Genomic DNA, 15473 nt, shown 5'->3' with positions numbered 1-15473 from the left:
ATGGACAACAAGTTAGCGGACGACCAGGACGAATTCGGTCCTTTTGTGCGTGTCGGCCTCGCAGGCTTCGGATCAGTACTTCTGTGGCAGCGCGACGGACGGTGTGGTGGAAGGGCTGACGTTGTAGGTCGACAGGGTTGAAGACATGACCGAGTTGAATACCTGGGCCTGCGAAATCCCATAGATCCAGCCCTGCGGGTGCTGGACGTTTACGAGCACAACGTATTGCGGGTCTTCCATCGGGGCGATGCCCACCAACGAAGCTGTGTAACCGTTAAGCCCTTTCCCGTCCGGTGTTGCTGTCTCAGCGGTGCCGGTTTTGGCTCCTACGCGGTAGCCGGGGACTTTCACGTCCTGGACTTCACCGGCGGTGACGACGCTCTCGAGAATGTCCTTGAGCGACTTGTCCGTTTCCGGGGTCAGGACCCGCACTCCGGCGTCCTGTTGGGTGGGTGTCGCTTTGCCGTCGGCGCTGGTAGTCGATTCGATGAGTTGCGGCTTGAGCCTGACGCCACCGTTGGCGATTGTTTGATAGACCATCGCGGTCTGCAAAGGTGTCTGGGCAACCCCTTGGCCGAAAAGTACCGTGTACTGCTGCCGGACGTCCCATTTATCCGGGGACGCAAGGATGCCTGTTGATTCGCCGGGGAGTGGTATTCCTGTTTTCTCCCCGATTCCGAACTTCCTCAGGTAGTCGTAGCGCTGCTGGGCCGTCAGGTCCTTGCCCACCATGACGGTGCCCGTGTTCATCGAGTAGCCGAGAACACCGGCGAAGGTCATATGCAGCGTCCCGTGTAGAAAGGAGTCGTTGAAGGTCTCGCCGTCGATGGTGAAGTTCGGGGGAATCTCCAATTGCGTCAAAGGCTGCACCTTGCCCTCCTGGAGCGCCGCGGCCGCAGTAACCGACTTCTCCGTCGAGCCAGGTTCGACGGCCGCCGTCACGGACCTCACGCCCCTGTCCTCTGGCTTGCTGGCCCCGGGATTGTTCGGGTCCATCGGCGAGGTGTCGGCCATGGCACGGATCTTGCCGGTCTTGGCCTCCACGATGACGATATTGGCCCATTCAGCGTGGAGTTGGGCCGCGGAGTCCGAGATCGCTTTCTGTGCAAGGTACTGCAGATCGCTGTTGATGGTCAGCTGGACGTTCTTGCCGTTGACCGGCTTCGACTGTTCGATGGGGGCTACGGGGATGAGAATCCCGTCTGCGCCGATTTCGAACTGACGCTTGCCGGGGGTTCCGGTGAGCTGATCGTTCAGTGTCTGTTCAACTCCGGCAGCGCCTTTCATCTCTTCGTTGACATAGCCAACGATGTTGCCCGCAACCGCTCCGAGTGGGTATTCGCGCTTCTGCACGGCGCTGGAGGTCACCCCGGGGAACCTTAGATCTGACACCCGCTGTTCCACCTCGGGTGTGACCGATCGGGCGACATAAGCGAACTTTCCGCTCCCGCTAAGGGCCTTCTTCGCGACCGAAACATCGAGGCCAAGTATCTGGGCCAGCTCCGCGATTCCCTGATCGCGAGTGACATGACGGACTGACCTGTCAGGCAATGGAATATCGAAGGTATCGAAGGCTGAGCTCTGGCTGGGGTCCGTCACGATGTCGTAGGTCAGTACCGTTCGAGCGAGAACCTGTCCTCGTTCGTCGAGGATTTCTCCCCGCGTATAGGGGATATCCTGTGCTACTATTCGTCGCTGCTGCGCGGAGGCACTCACAGTAGGCCCATCAATGACTTGGATCCATACGAGCCAACTGGCCAGTAGGCCAAAGACCGCGAAAACCGTGATTAGCCCAGCCCTCAGGCGCTTCATCCCATGCTGTGCAGCATCGCTCGTCTGAGCCATTGCTACCGATCCCCCATCCACTTCGCTCGGCATCAACCTGATCATCCTACGCACCCACATGGCAGAGCATCCGGAGGCCTCACATTCCTGGTCTTCATTTTCTGCTTCTCCCCGTACCTTGATTGGTATCGAGACGAATTTTGGCGGATCGGGAACCTTTTCGGGCGCTGCGGACACTACAAGGCATGAGGCTAATGGGGGAAACCGACAAAGACCTGTGGCGTAAGTTTGCCGCAGGCGACGCTGACGCATTCGGGGTCCTGTTCGACAGGCACGCCGATGCTGTCTTCCGGTATTGCCTGTCCCGGTGCGGTTCCTGGCACGATGCGGAGGAACTCGTCTCGATCACCTTTTTGGAGGCGTGGCGACAACGGAACAGGCTCAGACCGGAGAGGGACACGGTCCTGCCATGGCTGCTCGGTGTCGCAACGAACGCGAACCGCAACCGCGCCAGGGCAGCCCGCCGGCACGCCGATTTCCTTGCCAGGCTGCCGCACTCGGATCCCCGGCACGGTGAACATGAAGCAGACCACGCCGAATCGGTCGCTTTGAGGCTCGACGCAGAACGTGCTGTCCGCGAATTGCTTGACACGACCGCTGGCCTGAACGACGGGGAACGGGACGTCGTGATCCTGTGCCTGATGAACGGAATCGGCCAGGAAGAGGCCGCCAAGACCCTCGGCGTACGGACCGGGACGGTGAAATCCCGGCTGCACCGGGCACGCGCCAAGTTGGCCAAGATGAACGGAGCCCCCGAGCCCGTCGAACAACTCGACACGAAGATCGTTGAAGCGAGGCTGTCATGAACCTGTCCGAAATGACCTACCCGAAGGACACGAAAAACCGTGTCCGGAACCTGCTCGTCCAGGAAGCACGCCGCAAACCGAAGCCCGCCCGTGGGTGGCTTACGCTCCCGGTCGTGATCGCCGTGGCCGGCACTGCGTTAGTCGGCACCACCGCGGCCGGGATTTACACGGCACTGGCCCCGGTGAACGACAAGCGGGACATCCGCTGTTACTACCACGCCGACCTCACGACCAGACCTCCTGTTGGAGGAGTGCCCGGGGCGACCAAGCCCCCGTACATGACCACCGGGATCTTCATCACGGGATTCGACGCCAAGAACAACCCGAACCCGGATGACAAGAACGCCGGAATGAAACAGGTCACCGACCCCATCAAACAGTGCAGTCGTGTGTGGGATACGGGATTGATGAACCCCGACGGACTCACCAACGACCTCATCCCCGCAGGCTTTGTGCCCAGTCCCCCTGCAGGGAAGGACCGGGGCAGCGGGCTCCCTGACACGGACCAGTACGGCAACCCGATCGCGCCCGGACCCAACCCCCTCCTCGGCCACTACGTCCCGCCCCTGACCGCATGCGTCGTCGACAACACCGTCGCCGTCATCCCGGGTGGACCCGAAATCTGCGCCCGGCTCGGAATCCCCGCCCTGGAAAAATAGCCCGGAAGCAAATCCGGTGTTCAGCGGAGGGCACCGCGAGGGTGCCATCCACCCTATATCCTCCGATCAGCATCCACTCATGAGGGAACACAATGAGACGCATTAGGTTATGGCGATGTCTGGTTCCGTCCCTGCTTCTCACCATGCTGCTGACATCGTGCGGCGACAAGGTCACGGGCGGACCGGGAACTGCGGAACCCACGGCGAACGCCACTAACTCAATCCCTGGTTCTGCGAGCAGCCCCGTTCCAAGCGGTGGCCCCGTAGCATGTGTTGACTGGGTCCTGTTCGAGACCCCTCAGGACCAATACGATAAGGCCGCCGTGGTGCTCATCGGAAAGTCTGTTGGCGAGGTCGGCGAGACCACCATTTACGGCTCCAAGGCCACGACCCACCTTGTTGATGTCGAGCAGGTCCTCAAAGGGAATCCCGGAGAGCGGAACCTGCGCATCTCATCCATGCCCCAGACCTGCTCTGGAAGCGAGTCCTACCTCGACGGCGATCCGCTCGACACCGGTCAGAGAGTTATCATTTTTGCGACCAAGCAGGGCGGCGAGTGGTTCACAATGACCCCCGCACAAGGAGTCTTGCCTTTCCCCCAAGGCTCAGAGCTTCCCTTTCACTAGTGAGCCCAACCCTTGTCCATGAACTCCCGATAATCCCTTAGCCATACTCTCGTTGAGTTGCCGCCAGCCTTGCCATTGGGACGGCGGGCTATTAGTTCAGAAGTTCCACTCGGCCGCTACGAGGCACGAGGCCCCGCCAGCGGTGCTGAACGACGAGTATCCGTTCGAATTCCGGCGAGAACACCCACACGTCGGCTGCAAGCGGGCGCGGATCCGGGAGCCATTCCGACCGGAACCAGGTCAGGAGTCCTTCTTCTGCAATGTGCGCCATGGACACATCATGGATGGCCGCCTCAACACCGTGATTGTCGTGCGCTGCCTAGTCCTTTCGATTGCTACGAGCGGCAATTCTAGGCACAACAACCAGCACCACCGGTAGCTCGCACCCTGCCATCCCTCCACAGGAGGGGCCAATTACTGAACCAAGTCTTGTGCAAGAGTATGGGGATGGAACCTCGAAATCGGGAGAGCCTCATCAAGGAGCTCACGAATGTGATGCGCGGGTATGAGGCGGCCAACAATACGCACGACATTGAGCGGGTTCTGCAGTACATAGATAAGGACGCCTCCTATTGGTTTTCAGACGGATCTCACGAGGGTCGCGAAGAGGTCCGGACAGCAATCGAGGCAACCTTCCGCACGATCCAGGACGAGCGATACGTCGTCGACGAATTAACGTGGGTGTTGGTGCAAGAGGATGCCGCCGTTTGCCGCTACCGATTCTCCTGGCAGGGAATGGTTGACGGCCAGCCACAGTCCGGAGAGGGACGCGGTACCAACGTCTTCACCCGGACACGTGGCATCTGGCAGATCATCCACGAACAACTAACAAGCGATTCATAGGCGCGCACTAGGGGTCTTCATTGCCCGGCCAACGATCCAAGGAAGAGACGAAACACTGATGCCAACCCATCATTTCAGTCCCGCACTATATCAATCCACCGCACCCTTTTCGCATTTTGCCGAACACGCTGGCACCGGCTTCACGGCCGGTATTATCGGCCAACGCAGAGACGATGGCTTGCTGGTTTCAGACGATGTCGCAGAACAGTGTGAGGCCATGATGACAAACCTGGAGACACTGCTTGAAGAGTTGGGACTGGGACTTTCGGATCTCTTGCGGACCACCGTCTATTTGACGGATTACAAGGATTTTGACGTCATCAACGCCGTCCACGCCAAACACTTGACTGAACCTTTCCCCGCCCGCACAACAATCCAGGTAGCAGCTTTGCCGCTTGACGCCAAGGTGCAAATCGACACAGTGGTAGCTACTCAAAAGGCGAATGAGCACAGTAGGTGAATCCCAGGCAGGCATGAAATCACCCTGGAGCTTCCGGTCTGGATCGGTATGGTGACGGTATGCCCGAGTTGATCGAACCTACCGAACGTCTCCGCGCCGCTTGGCTCGAGGCGCATGCGGAGTGGGGGCCCGGCGTCCACGAGGACGGGTTCGGGCTGTTGCCGACCGACGAGGTGGACTCGGCAGCCGGATTCGCGGCCTGGTTGGGGCGACTGGGAGATCATTCGGGGCGGTGTACATACCGATGGATTATCGAGGGCGACCGGGTGCTCGGCGGGATCGCGCTTCGGCACGAGTTCGATGAATTTGTACAGCGGGCAGGGCACATTGGCTATGGAGTTAGGCCGTCCGCGCGCCGGCGGGGGCTCGCTTCCTGGGCGCTGGGCCAGATGGTCGACGAGGCACGGCTACTCGGCCTGGACCGGGTGCTCCTTGTCTGCGAAGCCGGCAACCTCGCGTCAGCGGCGACGATCGAGCGCCAAGGCGGCATCCGCGAGGCCTATGGAGACACCACACACGGCGCAGCCTGGCGTTACTGGATCAAGATTGCTGCGAGGGAGCCCCTCACGGACGAATTCGTTGCGTTAGGCCGTCCGCCACGATCCTTTATTTGAGGGCTCCCAGCCGGTGAATGTCTGCCGCCCCACCGATCGGGCTAATCAGAGACGTGTCCCGGTGGAGCCCCGGGTGTGCCCCTCCCGTAACTGCCCGCCGATGCTTTCGAGTACCTCATGCGCGATGCGGCAGAGCTCCTGGGGCGATCGCGGAACTGACTGCACCCACTGGACAAGGCTGTGTGCGTTAGGATCTTGAAGCGTTGCGAGGCGTCGGACGAGCCATTTTCCGGTTCCTAGCCAGTTGCTGTTGTTCAGGAGCAGGAGTTCCGCGGCGCGCTTGTACACGTCCGCCATGATCGCGAACTCTTCCCCGAGCTCCGGGTTTCCTTCGAGATCGTCGATGGCTGCTGTGAGACCGTATCGCAGGTCGGCATGCTGTATCTCGCTGATCGGCTCCGGACCTGCGGCGATCAGCGCTTGCGCACGTGCCTTAAGGTTCACCGTTGCGATGTTGTCGGCCAACGGGATGCCGATAGACCACATATCCAGAGCGACTGGACGGCGCTCCTTGGCTTCGAACGCGAACCACTCATCGATGCCCTCGGGACCGTAGACGAACGACTCGACCAGCCAGCCGTCATATCGGAGCGTTTCTGCGAAACTCGCTGGACGGTCGTCGTAGTAAACGACGATGTCGAGATCAGAAGTTCTGGTACCGCAACCGAGCGCGATGCTGCCGGCCAACGCGGATGCTGCCGCTTCAGGGTGAATCTCTTTCACGAATTCTCGGGCCGAGTTGAGTGCTCTGTCCAGTACTGAAGTCATGTCGTGATCATTTACCTGGCAGGGAATTGGTCGCTGAAAGGGAAGCGAGAGGTGGTGTCCCAAGTGAAGGTGCCTCGGTCGGCCTCCTGGTGGACAGCTATGAAGTGCACCGCGTTGATGGTCAGAGGAGGCAGGGCCGGGGCCCTCAGCTGATCGGACGCTTGTTGAATGAGTTCGGTACTGCCTACAGCCACGCCGTAGCCCAGGGTGAGATGCGGGCGGAAGGGAGCGTTGGGCAGCGGCTGGCTCTTGTTGATCGTGTCGGCAGCCGCGTCGCGGACCGCCGCGGTCAGTTTCGCCCATGGCGGCGTATTGGTCCCTTTCACTCCGAGCGAGTAGTCATCCGCTTCCGGTTCGCCCAGCTCGACGCTGAACGGCTTGGTTTCGGCGGCGAGGCTCTTGAGCCTGGCCACGAAGGCGGCCATTTCTTCGGGGCTGACCTCGTCGGAGGTAACCGCGAACTGCTGCACCGTTGCATGCAGGTAGTCGGCTGGTTGGATGGAGCAGTAGTCGAACGCCTCCAGGACTTGCTGACGTTCTTCCAGCGCCGATCGGAGGTCGGGGGCGGGCAGTGCGTAGACGTGCAGGCGGTTCCGCATAGACGGCCACAAGGTCACGGGGTGTCCAAAGAAGCGCTTCACGAGTGTACCTTAGCGTCATTGTATGAATCGGAGGTTAACCGCCGAAGGTTCCTTTCGTAGCGGTCAGGGTGGGTGCTGCCGAGGACGACGGCGATGTGGAGATCGGACCTTGACTTGCTCGTTGGGGTGGTGCGTTCTGCAGGTGAGGTCGAGAATGGTTGGGGGAAGCAGAGATCCAGCGGCGCGAGGAGGCAACGAGATGGACGGCATAGTCGATCGGCCGGCGATCCGCGAGTACTCGGCGGACGGGATTGTGGTGACCTGGGAACCGGGACGGTGCGAGCACGCCGCCGAGTGCGTCCGCGGGCTGCCGCGGGTCTTCGACCGCGACCGTCGGCCGTGGATCGATGCCACGGGCGCGGCGGTCGATGAGATCGTGACTGTGATCGATCGCTGCCCGAGCTTCGCGCTGGGCTACCGGACCGGCGACGGCCGGACGCGCACCGCACCAGCCGCCTGAGGGCCGCGGTCAGACGCGGCGGCTGGCTCGCGGTCGCCATCGCAACGATGCCTGTGCCCGTCTTCGCGCCGTAGTCCGCCACCGGGTGGACACTCGCGACGATGCACCTGATCGCCGGACTCGTCTGGCTCGGGTCCATGACGATCGGTACCCTGCCGTGCCAGGACGGTCCGCAGCCTTCTATTCGACTGTCATCACGCAGACCTGAATCGGGAGGCTACCGACTCAAGCGTCCTCGCCACATCAACGTCGCCGGCTGTCTGCTCCATAAGCACTTTGGCCAACCGTTTCGGCCAGAGCACGTGAACGCCACGAGTCGAGAACGCGCCCCCGGTCAGGGGCCAGTCGGCCTCGATGAAGCACAGCGCCCCGGTAACCGGAATACCTCCGACGAGGTCGCGCACGACGTCGACCTGTTTGAGTACACCGTCGACCAGCTTCGTGCAATCACGGCGGCCGACCAGGAGTTTCTCGACCCGTGGGCGAAGGATGCCGCCCTCGACCTTCAGTTCAGGCCGTCCCTTGTACCGCTTGGCGTCGATCACCCAGATTCCACCGCTAGTGATGGCGATGTGGTCAATGTTGGCCTTCGAGCCCGGAATGCGCCGGTCGTGAAGGACAGCGAGGTCCTCGGTGGCCATGTCATTCAGCCGAGCGCCGAGGCGTTCCTCACCGATCGCACCCTTGTCCCAGGCCTTGGTGCTTTGCCGGTCGTCAGAGAGGGCGACCGCGAGGCCACCGAAGCGACCCCACTTCTCGCGAAGCCTTTCCTCGTCCTTCGCCTTGCGGCGCTCATATTCGCGTCGGGCGGACGACCCGGCTACCCCGGACTCATTGGCCGACAACTCATCATCAGCTCGTTCTAGGTCGGTGGACCTGGTTTCCGTAGCCTCGGTGGCACAATCCAAGCAGCGGACGGTCTTTGTCTCGCTCTCATAGATCGCTTCTGACCCCGCCGGAAGGGATGCATCGCACGCCCGGCATGCCCCGGCGTACCGGAGCCTCATCTGCTTCATGCGGATGCACTTAGGATCATCGGCACGAACCCAGTCTTCTTGAAGATCGCAGCGGTTAGGCCGCGGAAGCGATTTGCCATGGCTCAATACTCACGCCTGGCAGGAGTATTTTCAGGCGTTCCGCGCATACGACTGTCCAGGAACGCTCGGGCCAACGGTCGCTCAACGTGCCCGGCCACGGCCTACACTCAGAGTCGTGGCCACATATGAACCTGCCAAACTCGCTCGGGACACCCCGAATACCGGCCCTTCCGTCAGTCCGAAGAGCACGGCAACGTGGCTGAGCCTCTGGCCCTCCATCCAGCTTCGTGGTTTCATGTGGTGCACGACGAGCCCGGGCGGCAGCTCCGCTTGTAGGGGTGCGTCATTCCCGCACCGATAATGCAGCTTTGACCGGTTTTAGACAATACTCGAAGGGTGAATGTGCAGAGTGAGGTTCTGTTTGTTGGCGGCCGGTCAGGTGTTGGGAAAAGCTCGGTGGCTTTCGAACTGCATGCCCAGCTCACTGCCCTAAAGGTCAAGCACTGTGTGATCGAAGGCGACAACCTGGACTTGGCCTTCCCTCAACCGTGGGAGCACAATCTGGCAGAGCGGAATCTTGCCGCGATCTGGGCAAACTACCGTGCTCTCGGCTATAGGCGGATGATTTACACGAACACGGTCAGCGTCCGATTCACACAGGAATTAGCAGCAGCCATGGGAGACAGTCCCCGTATCACTGCGGTACTGCTGACCGCCGACGACGAAACAGCCTCAACCAGGCTCCTCCGGCGGACCCAGGGCAGCGACCTTCAGGAACATCTTGACCGCAGCAATGCAGCCGCCAGAGAACTCGAACTCCTCACACCACGATGGGTCCATCGATGCCCTACGGACAACCGCGGCGTGCAGGACATTGCTGCTGACCTTCTGAGGCTCACCGGGTGGGCAATCAACTGACGCGGCTTCCCAGCTGGCGAAGTTGAATCAGACCGGTGTTGGTGGGGCGGGAACCGCAGCCTGACTCCGCACGCGAAAGGCTTCGTCTGCCCGCCGCCAAATCAACGGGTGTCAGACACAATCGATTAGCGTTGACATGCGATGGGGTCAGGCTGGGTCCCGCCCATAGAGCGACTTCCGGACCTCGGACTCCGCAGCGGCGAGCCAGACCGCAGCGTCATCGCGTGCCAAGGAGTCCGGAATACCGGGGTGCCACCGTTCTAGGGCACGGTCGCTGCCCATTCCTGGCCTTCCTGCTGGGCTCTTTGGCGCAATTCAGACAGAGGCCATGCGTTCTTGACGGCCTCAAGATCACGATGGATGGCCGAAATGGCCGACTGTACGACCGTTGACTCCAAGGATGCGTTCTGCTCAGCCTCGGTCAGGAAGCTCCCTCCGGGGTTTGCCTGAAAGTATGCAAGATCTGCGGCGTCGAAGATCTGACGGGCAGCCCAGGCAGCGTGTTGAGGATCGTTGGTGCGCCACGTCCGGATGGCGTAGCCCGCAGCCGCTGCAGCGTTGCCAGCGTAGCTCCGGCCGGCTGTCCATCCCTCATCGTCCTCGTCCGGAACCATTGCTTCTGCTTCAGCTTCCAGAAGAGTCGCATCGACGTCGCCGCCCGCGGCCGCTTGCCATGCTGCTGAGACGATTGCGGTGAGCCGTTGCTCACGCAACGAATCACCCGTTTGTCTCGCGTATCGATTGGACAAGGGCACCATACGTTCGGCGCAGGCAGCGGCAAAAGCTGTCTTAGCGAGGCGGTCAAGAGGTTCCAGATGCAGCATCAGCAGCATCTCATTGTATTCAAGCATCCACGTTTTCCTAGAAGAATGCCGGTGACCACATACCACCGCCTCCGTGAGACCGCATCCTCGGCGTCACGACACCGAGAATCCTTCAAGCGTCGCCGGCCACACGAGCACATAACGATCTCCCTCGGCTGGTCTGTATGCGGCCCGCGCCCCGGACCATCTTGGGTCATGGCTCAATGACGTCTTCGCGTCCCGAAAGGCTTCCAGTGGCCGGTCGGTGTGGACGAAGATGTTCATCTGGCCAGCGCCGAAGTCATGGCCGTCTACGAAGCCGTGGGCCTCAGGGAGTGCTGCCTCAAGCAGGTCCTCCATTGCGATGAGCGCGTCAAGGTCGGCCTCATTGGTACCTGGCCACTGCAAGACGAGGATGTATTTCACGGATGCCTACCAAGGATAGGGTGGTGGACGGAGACCGTTTTCGATCTGCTTCTGAATGTAGAATAACTGTCCCTCTTCTGGACCGATTGGCAGAGTCTCGTGAAGTGAGCGTTCGAGGGAAAGCATCTCTTGTCTTGACCCCTTGGCAAGGATATTGAGCTCGCCACCAGCGAGTTCAGACGAGGTATATCGGGTGGCGGGATTCTTCGCTATCCCGTACTTGAGGTGCTCGCCGGCCGAGCTTAGCTTTTGATAGAGAAAGGTGTCGCCAGCGCCCGCCAGCGCCTTGATGCCGTTTGCGGCCTCTTTGCCCGCTGGCCCGAACTTGCCTGCTGTAGACACGATGGCGGCGTTGACGATGGCTTCGGGGCAGGAGCCGTGGCCGGAGACACATGAAGTTGTCTGGTCGCTGGTGAGTACCTCGACGGCGGACGCGGCGAGGGAGATGCCGCCGGCTATCGGGGAAATCTCAGCGCAAACCACTGCGATGGCGCAGACGAGGGCGATTGTTCCTGCGACGTTGGCGACGCCGTTGGCCAGTTCGTTGATCATTTTGCGCCAGTCGTGCTCGCTCAGGCCTGTGGGGTCAGTGAACGCGAGCGGGTTGCTGGCGGCGTATGAGTAGCCGCGGCCGGGGACTCCTGCCGGGTCGGGGGTGAGGAATCGTCCGTCGGTGGAGCTGTAGTCACGGGCTCCCAGCTGGTAGCGCGCTCCCGTGAGGTAGCCGCCGGTGAACTGCAGCGGGTTCGCCGGGGAGCTCTTGCCCGACGTTGTTGCCCGGGAGTCCCCGTAGGGGTTGTAGCTGTAGCCCAGGCTCAGGGTGCCCGTTGATGTTGCCACCCCGCGGACAGAACCAAGGGCGTCGGTGAGGTAGCTGTAGATGCTGTTCCCGGCGGTCATGCTGAGCAGGCCGATGCCGTAGTCGTACTTGCGGAGGGTTGACCTGCTGCTCTGTTCCAGTACGAGCTGGCCGGTCAACGTGTCGTAGGAGTTGGTGGTGGTTGTCCGGCTGGCCGTGGTGCTCACCCGGTGGTTATCGCCGTCGTAGGTGTAGCTGGTTGTGTTTGATCCTGCGGTGACGGCGGTGAGCTGGCTGGCTGCATTCCAGGTGTAGCTGGAGGTGCCGTCTGAGGTGGTGTTGCCGTCGGCGTCGTACTGGTAGGTGGCGGTGCCCTTGAGTCCTGACCGTGCTGTGACCCTTCCGGCGTTGTTGTAGGTGTAGTTGGTGGTGCCCGCGGGCTGCATCACAGAGGTGGTGTTGCCGTCGCCGTCGTAGCTGAACCTGAAGGCCGCCGTGGGTGTGGTCGAGGTGCAGCTGGTGGCCCCGTAGCAGGCGGCGGTCAGCCGGCTCAGCGGGCTGTAGGCGTAGCTGTCGGTGGTGCCGTCCGCGTTGACGATCTGGGTCGGGTTGCCGAGCTCGTCGAGGGTGTACTGGCTGCGGGTCAGGACGGTTGAGCCTTTTAGTGCCTGAGTGGACGCTGCCCTGCCGGCGGCGTCGATCTGGAGGGTGTTGGTAATCGATCCCGGGAGCGTCGTGGTCACAGCGCCGGTCCCCGGGGCGTAGGCATAGGAGGCCAGCGTTGTGGTCCCGGAGGTGACGGTCTTGAGTCGGCCGTCTTTGTCGTATGCGTATTGGGTTGCCGCACTCCCGTCAGGAAGTGTGCGCCGGTTGAGCTGCCCGGCCTGGTCGTAGCTGTACGTGAACGACGTGCTGCCAAGGGATGCGGAAGTGACCTGGTTGATCGCGTTGTAGGCGTAGGTGGTGGTGCCGCGCGTGTCGGTCATCGTCTTACGGTTGCCGTTGGCGTCGTAGGTATAGCTCACGGCGGCCGTCGAGTCGCTGTAGGAGACCTGGGACACATGGCCCTTGGCCGTCCGGGTCATGGTCACCGAACGGCCGCTGGGCGCAGTGGCTTTGGTGATCCGTCCGTCGGCGTCGTGGTCATAGGTCCACGTACCGGTGCCTGTGGACGAGACGGTGCGGACGGCGTTGGAGCTGGTGTACGTGTAGCTCGTGGTGACGCCCGCGGGCGACGTCGCGGTCGCGACGTTGTCGTTCGGGTCATAGGTGTAACGCTGGGGTCCGACCGCGAGATCCGGCCCTTGGATGGTGAGAGGTTTTCCTGTGGCCGAGTAGGCGTAACTGGTCGTGCCTCCCTTGGCGTCAAGGGTGTGGTCGAGGCGTCCCGCCGGATCGTAGAAGGCCTGGGTGGCGTGACCAAGCGGATCCGTGACTTTAGCGATCCTGTCGAGGTTGTCCCACGTTTGCGTTGTCCGGTACGTGTCCGGGTTGGCACCGGTGACATTGCCACGCGGCTCAACGATCGAGGTGACCCGACCGGCCGGGTCAATCGTGTAGCTGGTGATCCTGCCCTCCGGAGAAGTAACCGAGGTCAGGTCACCCTGGGAGTCGTAGCTGTATTGGGTGGTGTAGCCGAGTGCGTCTGTGGAGGTCTGGAGTGTCCCGTTGGGGTTGTAGACGTAGCTGGCGGAGGTGACCGGGGTGGTCCCGCCGGCGATGCTGGGCCGGCTGACCGATGCCAGGTTCCCTGCGGGGTCATAAGTGTAGGTGGAAGTGTTGCCGTTAAAGTCGGTGGCGGAAGTGACGTCGTTGCTGCCGTTGTGGGCATACGTCTCGGTGTAGCCGTCGGTGGGGCTCTTGCGCCAGGCCAGGTTTCCCGCGGAGTCGTAGGAGAAATATGTGGAGCTACCGAGGCGGTCGTAGAATTGCTTGAGCTGGGCGGATTCGTCCCAGACGAAATGGCTGACCTTGCCGTCCCCGTCAGCCTGTGCGACCAGATACCCGTTCTGATAGGTATCGTTGATCGTGAAACCCCTCGGGTCGGTCACTGTCGCTGTCCCGGTCCCTGCATCAGCGCCGGTCTGCGTCCAGCCGAACGTTGAGATCTGCCCGTTGGCGTCCTGCTGCTGGATCACCCTACGGGTGTTGGGATCGTAGGTGCTCCGGATCGGGAAGTTGCTGTTCGCGTCCTGCACGGAAGCGAGCAGACTGTTCCCGTCGTAGCCGTATGTGGTCGCTTTCCCCATAACGTCGGTGAAAGTCTGAAGCCGGCCGTTGGCGTCATACAGGTAGCCGGCCGTGCGCCCGTCGGAGCCGGTGACTCCCGAGACCAGCCCTAAGGGGTTGTAGGAGAAGGAAATGCTCCGCCCTGAGCCCGTGACAGAGGCCAGTTGCCCGCCGGTCCAGTTCAGGACTGTGCCCTGGCCATTGCGGTCCCTGGTCCCGGTCAGCCTGCCGTTCAGGTCGAAGGTCAAGACCATTTGGGTTTTGGTTGTCAGAGTCCATCCGGTCGGGGTCGTGACCAGCGTGGATCTCACCCCTAGTGGCGACGTGTAATTAGAGCCCCCGGCGGGCGTGAAGACCTGAACGGAGCCGCCCGGGTCGTGGTATGTTACCTTGCCTGTCGTCGGATCAGCCTGGAGGGTTGCGTCGTACGAATCGGACCAGCCCGGCCCGAAGCGGTTGGACCGCTGCGTCGCTGAGGAGTAGCTGCGGCCCAGGGCCAGGCCGCCGCCGAGAGCCGCATAGCCAAGATCAATGCGATCCGGGTGGTAGTTGAAAGCCCCGGTGAGGGAGTCAACAGGATCGCCCTGCTCCGAGTGATAGGGCGCGCCGTCACCGGTCGTCTGTTCTGCGGGCATGGGCGGTGGCGGCGGTGGAGGCGTCGTGTTGCCGATCACTGTGGCTGTCGAGTTCACCGGGACTGGTGTCGGATCCGTTGTGGAGCCGGAGAAGTTGACCGTCATCGACCACCCGGTAGAACAGGACGAGTCCCAGGGTACGCCAAACACCCCGGAGCCTATGGCTACGCCCAGCTCAGAACCGTTCTGCATCGCCGTCAGCACCGCGGGGTTTGTTCCGGCGGTGTACAGGTTGTAGCGGGTCACGTCGGAAACGGTGTTGCCGCACCCGTCTTTGACGATGAACTCGAAAGTGTTTGACGAGGAGAAGCTTGTCGGATTCCCGTTCGCGTCATAGGGGAAGACCACTGCGCATATGAAGTACTGACTGCCCTGGATCAGGTTGATGTAGGCGGTGTCCCAGCAGATGTAGGTATCCGGGCCGTAGTACGTCTTGGATTCCATATCGATCCGGAGGTACGGCGAGCCCGTCGCCACCCCGGCAGCAGGCTGGGCCTGCTGTTTCTTCCAGGTGCTCTGACCATGCTGGTCGGGGTCTTTCCCCTGGCCGCGCTTGACCTCAGGGATGACCGGCTTCGGCGGTTCCTGCGGTTCGGAGGCCACGGTCGCCGGTGCCTGCGGAGCCGGTCCTGGTGGTGACGCCTGCGCTGAAACTGCGAACCCTGTGATGAGGGAGAGGGATACAATGACGGGCAGGAATCGACCTGCCCGAATGCGGCTCAACTTTGCCAAAAACGCGCAGACCCGTCCAAACATGAACGCCCCCAAGAGATCCCCGATGGTGTGACATTGGTCATTTGACCGAAATGTCTGCGGTTTTTATAGCAGTTTCCACGGCACACCGGAATAGGGCAAGGGCCCTCCGACCAAGTTCGACAAAACCTTCACGCCTTTTACAAAGCCT

Annotated in this window: 16 protein-coding genes; 8 read left to right on the top strand and 8 right to left on the bottom strand. The window is 61.6% G+C overall.

Features of this window, described 5'->3' with window-relative positions; translation table 11 throughout:
- Positions 1–72: 72 nt before the first annotated feature.
- Complete coding sequence (locus tag LFT47_RS11400) at positions 73–1716, bottom strand: peptidoglycan D,D-transpeptidase FtsI family protein (RefSeq protein ID WP_236810789.1); 1644 nt, start codon at positions 1714–1716, stop codon at positions 73–75.
- A 323-nt stretch (positions 1717–2039) separates the two neighbouring features.
- Between LFT47_RS11400 and LFT47_RS11395 the strand changes: the two genes are divergently transcribed.
- The 3 genes from LFT47_RS11395 to LFT47_RS11385 all read left to right on the top strand — a co-directional run bounded on the left by LFT47_RS11395 (position 2040) and on the right by LFT47_RS11385 (position 3936).
- Positions 2040–2651 (top strand): RNA polymerase sigma factor, encoded by a 612-nt coding sequence (locus LFT47_RS11395; RefSeq protein WP_236810787.1) that lies wholly within the window; start codon positions 2040–2042, stop codon positions 2649–2651.
- Positions 2648–3310: a hypothetical protein gene (locus LFT47_RS11390; RefSeq protein WP_236810784.1), complete on the top strand. Its 663-nt coding sequence runs from the start codon at positions 2648–2650 to the stop codon at positions 3308–3310. The genes LFT47_RS11395 and LFT47_RS11390 overlap by 4 nt, the downstream gene beginning before the upstream one ends.
- A 143-nt stretch (positions 3311–3453) precedes the next feature.
- Positions 3454–3936 carry a hypothetical protein gene (locus LFT47_RS11385; protein ID WP_236810781.1) on the top strand — a complete coding sequence of 161 codons (483 nt, stop codon included), beginning with the start codon at positions 3454–3456 and terminating at the stop codon, positions 3934–3936.
- 91 nt (positions 3937–4027) lie between these two features.
- Here LFT47_RS11385 and LFT47_RS11380 read toward each other — a convergent pair whose 3' ends face one another.
- Positions 4028–4207, bottom strand: coding sequence for a hypothetical protein (locus tag LFT47_RS11380; protein ID WP_236810779.1), 180 nt, complete (start codon positions 4205–4207; stop codon positions 4028–4030).
- 176 nt (positions 4208–4383) lie between these two features.
- Here LFT47_RS11380 and LFT47_RS11375 point away from each other — a divergent pair, with 176 nt between their 5' ends.
- Genes LFT47_RS11375 through LFT47_RS11365 form a run of 3 tightly spaced genes read left to right on the top strand, consistent with a single transcriptional unit; the run spans position 4384 to position 5853 of the window.
- Positions 4384–4779 (top strand): YybH family protein, encoded by a 396-nt coding sequence (locus LFT47_RS11375; RefSeq protein ID WP_236810775.1) that lies wholly within the window; start codon positions 4384–4386, stop codon positions 4777–4779.
- A gap of 58 nt (positions 4780–4837) precedes the next feature.
- Positions 4838–5239, top strand: coding sequence for a RidA family protein (locus LFT47_RS11370; RefSeq protein WP_236810774.1), 402 nt, complete (start codon positions 4838–4840; stop codon positions 5237–5239).
- Between the two features lie 59 nt (positions 5240–5298).
- Entirely contained in the window at positions 5299–5853 is a 555-nt protein-coding gene (locus tag LFT47_RS11365; protein WP_236810773.1) for a GNAT family N-acetyltransferase, read from the top strand.
- Positions 5854–5898: 45 nt separating this feature from the next.
- Here the strand turns inward: LFT47_RS11365 and LFT47_RS11360 are convergent, their stop codons facing one another.
- Both LFT47_RS11360 and LFT47_RS11355 read right to left on the bottom strand, forming a co-directional pair.
- Positions 5899–6621 carry a nucleotidyltransferase domain-containing protein gene (locus LFT47_RS11360; protein WP_236810772.1) on the bottom strand — a complete coding sequence of 241 codons (723 nt, stop codon included), beginning with the start codon at positions 6619–6621 and terminating at the stop codon, positions 5899–5901.
- A gap of 11 nt (positions 6622–6632) precedes the next feature.
- Entirely contained in the window at positions 6633–7262 is a 630-nt protein-coding gene (locus LFT47_RS11355) for a 2'-5' RNA ligase family protein (RefSeq protein ID WP_236810771.1), read from the bottom strand.
- A gap of 199 nt (positions 7263–7461) precedes the next feature.
- On the opposite strand from LFT47_RS11355, the gene LFT47_RS11350 reads away from it, so the two are divergent.
- Entirely contained in the window at positions 7462–7722 is a 261-nt protein-coding gene (locus tag LFT47_RS11350) for a (4Fe-4S)-binding protein (protein WP_236810770.1), read from the top strand.
- A gap of 194 nt (positions 7723–7916) precedes the next feature.
- Here LFT47_RS11350 and LFT47_RS11345 read toward each other — a convergent pair whose 3' ends face one another.
- Positions 7917–8567, bottom strand: a complete 651-nt coding sequence (locus LFT47_RS11345) for a nuclease-related domain-containing protein (RefSeq protein ID WP_236810769.1) — start codon at positions 8565–8567, stop codon at positions 7917–7919.
- Positions 8568–9215: 648 nt separating this feature from the next.
- On the opposite strand from LFT47_RS11345, the gene LFT47_RS11340 reads away from it, so the two are divergent.
- Positions 9216–9677: an ATPase gene (locus tag LFT47_RS11340; RefSeq protein WP_236810767.1), complete on the top strand. Its 462-nt coding sequence runs from the start codon at positions 9216–9218 to the stop codon at positions 9675–9677.
- A 260-nt stretch (positions 9678–9937) separates the two neighbouring features.
- On the opposite strand, the gene LFT47_RS11335 is transcribed toward LFT47_RS11340, so the two are convergent.
- From LFT47_RS11335 to LFT47_RS11325, 3 genes are all read right to left on the bottom strand, one after another.
- Entirely contained in the window at positions 9938–10528 is a 591-nt protein-coding gene (locus tag LFT47_RS11335; protein ID WP_236810765.1) for a DUF416 family protein, read from the bottom strand.
- 66 nt (positions 10529–10594) lie between these two features.
- Positions 10595–10906: a hypothetical protein gene (locus tag LFT47_RS11330; RefSeq protein WP_236810763.1), complete on the bottom strand. Its 312-nt coding sequence runs from the start codon at positions 10904–10906 to the stop codon at positions 10595–10597.
- Between the two features lie 6 nt (positions 10907–10912).
- Positions 10913–15172, bottom strand: coding sequence for an RHS repeat domain-containing protein (locus tag LFT47_RS11325; protein ID WP_236810761.1), 4260 nt, complete (start codon positions 15170–15172; stop codon positions 10913–10915).
- Positions 15173–15473: the final 301 nt, after the last annotated feature.

Origin of the sequence: Arthrobacter sp. FW306-2-2C-D06B (assembly GCF_021789175.1) — a bacterium.
Classification (GTDB): Bacteria; Actinomycetota; Actinomycetes; order Actinomycetales; family Micrococcaceae; genus Arthrobacter.
The sequence above is the reverse complement of the archived record's forward strand: the minus strand, read 5'-3'. Positions and strand labels throughout refer to the sequence as shown.

Bases quoted from the DNA above. Each gene is read 5' to 3' on its own strand.
- LFT47_RS11395 (WP_236810787.1), top strand. From the start codon at position 2,040: ATGGGGGAAACCGACAAAGACCTGTGGCGTAAGTTTGCCGCAGGCGAC.
- LFT47_RS11390 (WP_236810784.1), top strand. From the start codon at position 2,648: ATGAACCTGTCCGAAATGACCTACCCGAAGGACACGAAAAACCGTGTC.
- LFT47_RS11385 (WP_236810781.1), top strand. From the start codon at position 3,454: ATGCTGCTGACATCGTGCGGCGACAAGGTCACGGGCGGACCGGGAACT.
- LFT47_RS11380 (WP_236810779.1), bottom strand. From the start codon at position 4,207: ATGGCGCACATTGCAGAAGAAGGACTCCTGACCTGGTTCCGGTCGGAA.
- LFT47_RS11375 (WP_236810775.1), top strand. From the start codon at position 4,384: ATGGAACCTCGAAATCGGGAGAGCCTCATCAAGGAGCTCACGAATGTG.
- LFT47_RS11370 (WP_236810774.1), top strand. From the start codon at position 4,838: ATGCCAACCCATCATTTCAGTCCCGCACTATATCAATCCACCGCACCC.
- LFT47_RS11365 (WP_236810773.1), top strand. From the start codon at position 5,299: ATGCCCGAGTTGATCGAACCTACCGAACGTCTCCGCGCCGCTTGGCTC.
- LFT47_RS11360 (WP_236810772.1), bottom strand. From the start codon at position 6,621: ATGACTTCAGTACTGGACAGAGCACTCAACTCGGCCCGAGAATTCGTG.
- LFT47_RS11350 (WP_236810770.1), top strand. From the start codon at position 7,462: ATGGACGGCATAGTCGATCGGCCGGCGATCCGCGAGTACTCGGCGGAC.
- LFT47_RS11335 (WP_236810765.1), bottom strand. From the start codon at position 10,528: ATGCTTGAATACAATGAGATGCTGCTGATGCTGCATCTGGAACCTCTT.